Origin of the sequence: Acinetobacter sp. YH12227 (assembly GCF_013417785.1) — a bacterium.
GTDB lineage: Bacteria > Pseudomonadota > Gammaproteobacteria > Pseudomonadales > Moraxellaceae > Acinetobacter > Acinetobacter gandensis.
The window spans coordinates 1-5,708 of sequence record NZ_VPDH01000123.1 but is presented as its reverse complement, the minus strand read 5'-3'; the positions used below and the strand labels follow the sequence as shown (position 1 = coordinate 5,708).

Annotated in this window: 5 protein-coding genes and 1 pseudogene; all 6 read left to right on the top strand. The window is 37.9% G+C overall.

Features of this window, described 5'->3' with window-relative positions:
• Window positions 1–107 (top strand): annotated as a pseudogene (locus FTV09_RS16895) (IS701 family transposase); the annotation flags it as partial.
• Between the two features lie 67 nt (window positions 108–174).
• Entirely contained in the window at window positions 175–1,455 is a 1,281-nt protein-coding gene (locus tag FTV09_RS16890; RefSeq protein ID WP_257222935.1) for a GGDEF domain-containing protein, read from the top strand.
• A gap of 98 nt (window positions 1,456–1,553) precedes the next feature.
• On the top strand, window positions 1,554–3,404 hold the full coding sequence (locus FTV09_RS16885; protein WP_180058940.1) for an ABC transporter ATP-binding protein: 1,851 nt from the start codon (window positions 1,554–1,556) through the stop codon (window positions 3,402–3,404).
• A gap of 3 nt (window positions 3,405–3,407) precedes the next feature.
• Window positions 3,408–3,857, top strand: coding sequence for a MaoC family dehydratase (locus tag FTV09_RS16880; RefSeq protein ID WP_067766541.1), 450 nt, complete (start codon window positions 3,408–3,410; stop codon window positions 3,855–3,857).
• A 151-nt stretch (window positions 3,858–4,008) separates the two neighbouring features.
• The gene (locus tag FTV09_RS16875; RefSeq protein ID WP_067766539.1) at window positions 4,009–5,037 is read left to right on the top strand and encodes an AraC family transcriptional regulator; all 1,029 of its coding nucleotides are present in this window, start codon (window positions 4,009–4,011) and stop codon (window positions 5,035–5,037) included.
• 72 nt (window positions 5,038–5,109) lie between these two features.
• Window positions 5,110–5,484: a glycine cleavage system protein GcvH gene (gene gcvH, locus FTV09_RS16870; protein ID WP_067766536.1), complete on the top strand. Its 375-nt coding sequence runs from the start codon at window positions 5,110–5,112 to the stop codon at window positions 5,482–5,484.
• Window positions 5,485–5,708 lie beyond the last annotated feature (224 nt).

Below are 5,708 nucleotides of genomic sequence, written 5' to 3'. Positions count from 1 at the left end.
ATGTATATCGTTGGCAGAAGAAATTATTTAGACCAGTTATCAAAAACTTCATTGATGACTTTATTCTCGATAAAAATCATCTGCTACCACAGAGAATCTATAAATAATAGTGCGTAAGTCCTATATTATTTGTAAACAAACGCATAAAAAAGCTTCTAAAATAGGAACTTGATCATGGAAGGTACCCCAAACCCTTCTCATAAATCAGTTAGAACACCATCAGAAATTTTGTTTGATTCAATGAATCAATCACCGGTTAAGCACACCCTAATAAAATCAGAAGCCTGCGATGTCCATAGCCGTGAACACATTGAAAATGCTCTACGCGATCCGATTGCACGTATACCGAGTCAATTTAAAAGCGCTTTCCATAAATTTTTATACTACAACCAAAAAAAATATTTACAGCAAGTTAATCATTTTGCTCAATTGGCGTTTTTAATCTATTTTTGGGCAGATCGATACGTTGTGCCGGATGTAGAAGTACTGTCTGGTGTGATTCGAGTCATTGCAATTATTGGTGCGTTTGGACTTAACTTTTTTTTATTTAAATACATTCGGCGTATTCAGTTACTCGATATGGTTTTGCCTTATGCGACCTGTCTTTCAGCTGTACTATGGTTTGAAATTCTACTCAACTCCAACAATGAAGCTGTATATACATATCAATATGCAGCTGTTATTTTGATTGTTTTAGGCAACCTTAGTATACAGGTACATTTTCGTCCGGCTTTACTCAGCTCTGCAATGATTACTGCGGCAGTTTTGTTTGGCGTCTGGCGTCTTAATGTCCTCAGTGACTTTATCATTTACCTATTTGTATATGTTCCCATCTTACTATTTAGTATTTATATATGCTGGAACAATACTTTAAATTCACGTAAGACATTCTTACGCGCACTGCTTGATGATTGGAATTATCATACATTACGTAAGTTAGCGCACACTGATGAACTGACTCAAATCAGTAACCGCCGTCATTTTGTGCAATCAGCCAATCGAAAAATTAGAGAGACACCGCATACGGTCAGCACTAGTTTACTAATTTTCGACGTCGATCATTTTAAACAGATTAATGACGCTTATGGTCATGACGTTGGTGATCAAGTCCTATGCTGTATTGCAGAAGTCGCTCGTCGAGAGATGCGACATAATGATATGTTAGCGCGTTTTGGCGGTGAGGAGTTTATTGTTCTACTACCCTATACTGTACAAGCTGATGCGCTAAAAATTGCAGAACGTCTACGCTATAAGATGGAACAACAATGTTTAAATATCAATGATCAAGAATTAACGTTCACAATTTCTGTAGGGGTTTCTAAATTGGATCCTAAACATCCGAAATTAGACCAACTTATTAAACATGCCGATATTGCTTTATATGAAGCCAAACACCAAGGCCGAAATTGTGTTGTTCATTACAGCACTATGAATCAGAGTGAACAACTTGTATAAAACAACAAGTAAAACGACATGGTTTAACTGAATCGAATCAATTACACTCATCGGTATTGATCAAAGATTCGCTGACTTAAAAATACTAGGTTGTTTGCATGTTTAAATGGTTTGAAAATTTAGTCGATGCCTATCCAGAAAAAAATTTGCATCAGCCCTTGCCTACGAAATTTTTCCCCTTTGTTTGGCAAGCAGCATCTGGTGTAAAACGCTATTTACTCATATTGGTACTCTGTACCGCTGGTGTAGCTAGTTTTGAAGCCTTACTTTATTCAAAAATCGGTGAATTAGTAAATTGGCTTAACCAATCACAGCCTGATACTTTTTTACAGCAGCATCAAACCAATTTAACCATTTTGGCCTGTATTTTACTGACCAATATCTTTTTCTCATGTCTACAAACCATTATTAAGCATCAAATTTTATACAGTACCTTCCCAATGCGTTTGCGTTGGAGATTTCACAATTTACTGTTAAAACAAAGTTTGGATTTTTTTCATAATGATTTTGCTGGTCGACTCTCTGCAAAAGTCATGCAAACCGCATTGGCCGTACGTGAATTTTGGATCATCTTGGGCGATATGGTTGCCTATGTGCTTATATATTTGATTTCTATTACGATTATTTTAGGTGCTATTTCGCCCCTTTTAATTATTCCCTTAATGTTGTGGTTGGCATTATTTATTGGTTCTGCAAGTTATTTTATTCCGCAGCTGAGTAAAGTTGCTAATGAACAAGCCAATGCACGCGCTGTCATGACAGGTCGTGTAACTGATGCCTATACCAATATTCAAACAGTAAAACTATTTGCTCATGCTGGTCGAGAAAGTCAGTATGCTAAATCATCCATGAAAGAGTTCATGACCACCGTCTACAAGCAAATGCGATTGGGTGCAAAATATAACATCACTACAAATTTGCTTACGATTGTTCTATATGGCGGAGTATTGGGAACTGCCATTTGGCTATGGATGAATGGCCAAGCTGAATTAGGCGTAATTGCTGCAGCGACCGCCATGATTTTAAAACTGAGCAGTATTTCAGAATTTATGATGTGGCAAACATCTGCTTTATTTGAAAATGTCGGCACAATTCAAGATGGCATGCAAACCATGGGACGCCGTATTAATATTCAAGATAAACCAGACGCTAAAGAATTAGTTGTGCCTCAAGGTGAAATAAAATTTGAAAATGTGAATTTTGCCTACAACGATAAAAACGTTATTGATCAATTTAACCTGACCATTCGCCCTGGTGAGAAGATTGGTATTGTGGGTCGCTCTGGCGCAGGTAAATCTACATTAATACAATTATTACTGCATTTTTATACTATTAACCAAGGTCGTATTTCGATTGATGGTCAAAATATAGAAGATGTGACACAGGATAGTTTGAGAAAAAGTATTGCACTAGTCACTCAAGATACCTCTCTTTTACATCGTACCGTCGAGGAAAATATTAAATATGGTCGTCCAAATGCGACGGATGAAGAAATGTATGAGGCTGTACGTAAAGCCAAGGCGGATGAGTTCATTCCACAATTAGTCGACTTACGTGGTCAACGTGGTTATGACGCATTTGTGGGTGAACGCGGTGTAAAACTTTCAGGTGGTCAACGTCAACGTATTGCCATAGCGCGAGTATTCCTTAAAGATGCACCAATTTTAATTTTAGATGAAGCAACCAGTGCCTTAGATTCAGAAGTTGAGGCGGCGATCCAATCTAGTCTAGATGATTTGATGCAAGGCAAAACCGTGATTGCAATTGCCCATCGCTTATCGACAATTGCACAAATGGATCGTCTTATTGTTTTGGATGAGGGAAAAATTGCTGAACAAGGTACACACGAAGAATTAGTTGCATTAAATGGAATTTATGCACATTTATGGCAACGCCAGACTGGCGGATTTTTAATAGAACAACATAAACCTGAAGCAAAGGAAGATTAATACATGCTGTACTTGGAAGACTTAAAAGTAGGTGATCGTTTCGTCAGTCGTGAATATGAAATGGGTATTGATGAGATTAAGCAATTTGCAAATGCTTATGATCCGCAAGAATTTCATACAGATGAGGAAAAAGCTGAAAAACACCCTATTTTTAAAGGCTTGGCAGCAAGTGGCTGGCATACTGCAGCTGTCACCATGCGTCTTTGGACAGAATGTTTCCCTGTGGCTTATGGTTTGATTGGTTCCGAATCGAGTCTCCGCTGGCCACGACCAACACGGCCTGGAGATAAATTACATGCTGAAGTAGAAATTGTAGCAATTACGCCATCGAAAAGTAAAAACGATCGCGGCATCGTAAGTTATGTTACGCAGGCTTTGAATCAAAATGGCGATGTGCTGTTTATGTCGACCACAAAAATTGTTGTATTTAGTAAGACCTTCAAAGCGGAATAGTCAGTGAATTACAAGTACTTTACAAGTTAAAATTCAATCGATATAAAAGAAGCTAAGCAAAGTTTGTCCAACAATTTTTGTAGGATGCAACTTGATTTCATGCCAATATAGATTTGAACACAAGAAAAAACCTGCATTGCAACGGAACGCTATGAAAACAATTACTTCCCGTCAGGATCAGGGTATACCCGGCGTTTATGGATTGCTCCTTTTAGATGTTGTCTCACGTTGGGGCTACACCGCAGAGACATTATTTGAACCGTTTGGGCTCAATAGTGAGCAACTTGCTGAACCTGATTTTCGCATTCCGACAGCGATAGCCAACCAGTTAGTTGAGCATGCATTAAAGCTTACGGGTGAACCGACTCTAGGCTTTCACCTCGGGAATCAAATGCGTATTTCCATACATGGTTTTATTGGTTATGCCATTATGACTGCACGGGATATTACGGATGCCTTGGTTTTAGCAAACCGATTTATACAGTTACGTATGCCCTTTTTGCAATTGTTTTTTTCTACCTTTGGCAGTAAAGCGACTATTCAATTACAAACTGATGTCACCTTAGAACCCTTACGTACCGAAATATCTATTGCGTTGATTTTTGGCATGATCAGTATGGGAAAAGCCATTACCGGTGTTGATTATTCCGCCGGTGAAATAGACTTCGATTTCCCACAGCCAGAAGGTTTAGAACGTTTTATTGCAAAATATCCACGTCACCAGTTTAGATTTGATCAACCTCATCTATTACTCAGTTTTGATAAACAATATTTGGGGAATAAATTAGTTCATGCTGACCCTATTGCGAGTCAAATTGCGATTAACCAATGTGAAGCCGAACTTTCAGCCTTAGGTGAGCGTCATCGTATTGCGATGCGTGTACGAGATATATTAACCAATTCTGAACAACACTATCTAAGCATTGAAAGTGTTGCTGAACGTTTACATATGTCTGATCGAACTCTGAAAAGACAACTGGCTGCTGAAGGTACATCATTTTCGACTTTAGTGGATGAAGTTCGCTATCGGCATGCAACCTCACTATTGTCTCGTACAGACTTTACCCTTGAACAAATTGCAGATGAATTGGGCTATAGTGATGTTGCTAATTTTAGCCGTGCCTTCAAACGTTGGAGTGGTCGAAGCCCAAGCAATTGGCGTAAAGATCCGTACTTATAAGTCTTTTGTTTTGGATCAAAAGCATGTATAACTCATGCGAAAAATGAATTTAATGGATTTAAGGAGTTATCAATGAATCATCCTTCAGATTTGAAGTACGCAAGTACACATGAATGGGTGCGAATTGAAGGTGACCTCGTTGTTACTGGTATTTCTGATCATGCACAAGATGCCCTAGGTGATTTAGTCTATGTAGAAGCACCTGAAGTAGGTAAACACATTACTGCGGGTGAACAATCTGGTGTGGTTGAATCAGTAAAGACAGCATCTGATATTCATGCTCCGGTTTCTGGTGTTGTGGTTGAAGTAAACCCTGACCTTGAAGATGATCCGGATTTTGTCAATGATGCACCTTATAGCAAAGGCTGGATCTACAAAATTAAACCTGACAATATTGCAGATGTAGAGGCTTTACTTTCAAGCGAGCAATACGAAGCCGGTCTTTAAGTTCAAAGTATCAAATTGAATTTTAAAAAATCAGTCATTTCGACTGATTTTTTTATTATTAAAATAATTTCAGATAATCATATTTTGATATTTTTTTCTCTGTACACGACAAAAATAGATAACTCATTGAAATAATGTCACAATAATTGTTTTCTAACGACGAATACTATGACACATCTCAATGAGCTATATCTTATCTTAAACAAATATCTAAAATGGAACAA